Here is a 1,182-nt window from a genome sequence, read left to right on the forward strand (position 1 = left end):
TTTCAACCTCTCTCCATGTGAAGAAAGAAATTATCCGGTATTAGCTCACGTTTCCGCAAGTTATCCCAGTCTTACAGGCAGGTTGCCCACGTGTTACTCACCCGTCCGCCGCTCATCTTTTGGAAGCAAGCTCCCAAAAGATGCGCTCGACTTGCATGTATTAGGCACGCCGCCAGCGTTCGTCCTGAGCCAGGATCAAACTCTCATAAATGAGAGAAGTTTGTGTTCCTTCTCAATTGCTGGCAATGGTTTAAAACCATTTATCCATTATTTATTGACGTTTGTTTCGTTCAGTTTTCAAAGATCAAACCTTTAATTGCCTCATTGGCGACTTTCCTATATTACCAAACCTTGAACCTAATGTCAACGAATTTCTTGGGTTTTCTTAAAAAGTTGGTGGAGCCTAGCGGGATCGAACCGCTGACCTCCTGCGTGCAAAGCAGGCGCTCTCCCAGCTGAGCTAAGGCCCCATATTATTTTTATGGTCGGGAAGACAGGATTCGAACCTGCGACCCCTTGGTCCCAAACCAAGTGCTCTACCAAGCTGAGCTACTTCCCGAAGTTATACAAGATAAAACGAAATGCTCAATCCAAATGAATTGTAATGCTTTAAACTTATTTCCAAAAAATGAGGATAATTCTTGAACTCAAAATCCCCAATTTGGCATGGTACTATTCCACCATTGAACACTTTCACATAACTATGTACAATTCATCAGATGCGGGTGAAGGGAGTCGAACCCCCACGCCTTACGGCACTAGATCCTAAGTCTAGCGTGTCTGCCAATTCCACCACACCCGCTAAAAATGGTGAGCCATGCAGGATTCGAACCTGCGACCCTCTGATTAAAAGTCAGATGCTCTACCAACTGAGCTAATGGCTCATCCAATGGTCCATGGTGCCGGCCAGAGGACTTGAACCCCCAACCTACTGATTACAAGTCAGTTGCTCTACCAATTGAGCTAGGCCGGCAAAATAAAATGGAGGATGACGAGCTCGAACCGCCGACCCTCTGCTTGTAAGGCAGATGCTCTCCCGACTGAGCTAATCCTCCATAATGAATGCCTGGCAACGTCCTACTCTCACAAGGGGAAGCCCCTTATTACCATCGGCGCTGAAGAGCTTAACTGCCGTGTTCGGGATGGGAACGGGTGTGACCTCTTCGCTATTGTCACCAGACG

At 47.0% G+C, this 1,182-nt stretch carries 6 tRNA genes and 2 rRNA genes; all 8 read right to left on the reverse strand.

What is annotated here, in order from left to right:
• A 16S ribosomal RNA gene (locus tag MUB24_RS22980) occupies window positions 1-211 on the reverse strand; the annotation flags it as partial.
• 183 nt (window positions 212-394) lie between these two features.
• Window positions 395-470: transfer RNA gene (locus tag MUB24_RS22985), tRNA-Ala, on the reverse strand.
• A 12-nt stretch (window positions 471-482) separates the two neighbouring features.
• Window positions 483-559 (reverse strand) — tRNA-Pro (locus tag MUB24_RS22990).
• Window positions 560-720: 161 nt separating this feature from the next.
• Window positions 721-802 (reverse strand) — tRNA-Leu (locus MUB24_RS22995).
• Window positions 803-808: 6 nt separating this feature from the next.
• Window positions 809-884: transfer RNA gene (locus MUB24_RS23000), tRNA-Lys, on the reverse strand.
• A gap of 13 nt (window positions 885-897) precedes the next feature.
• Window positions 898-973, reverse strand: a tRNA-Thr gene (locus MUB24_RS23005).
• A 9-nt stretch (window positions 974-982) separates the two neighbouring features.
• A tRNA-Val gene (locus MUB24_RS23010) sits at window positions 983-1,055 on the reverse strand.
• Between the two features lie 9 nt (window positions 1,056-1,064).
• Window positions 1,065-1,180: ribosomal RNA gene (gene rrf / locus MUB24_RS23015) — 5S ribosomal RNA — on the reverse strand.
• Window positions 1,181-1,182 lie beyond the last annotated feature (2 nt).

The organism is Lederbergia sp. NSJ-179, from assembly GCF_022867885.1.
Taxonomy (GTDB): Bacteria; Bacillota; Bacilli; order Bacillales; family Bacillaceae_C; genus Lederbergia.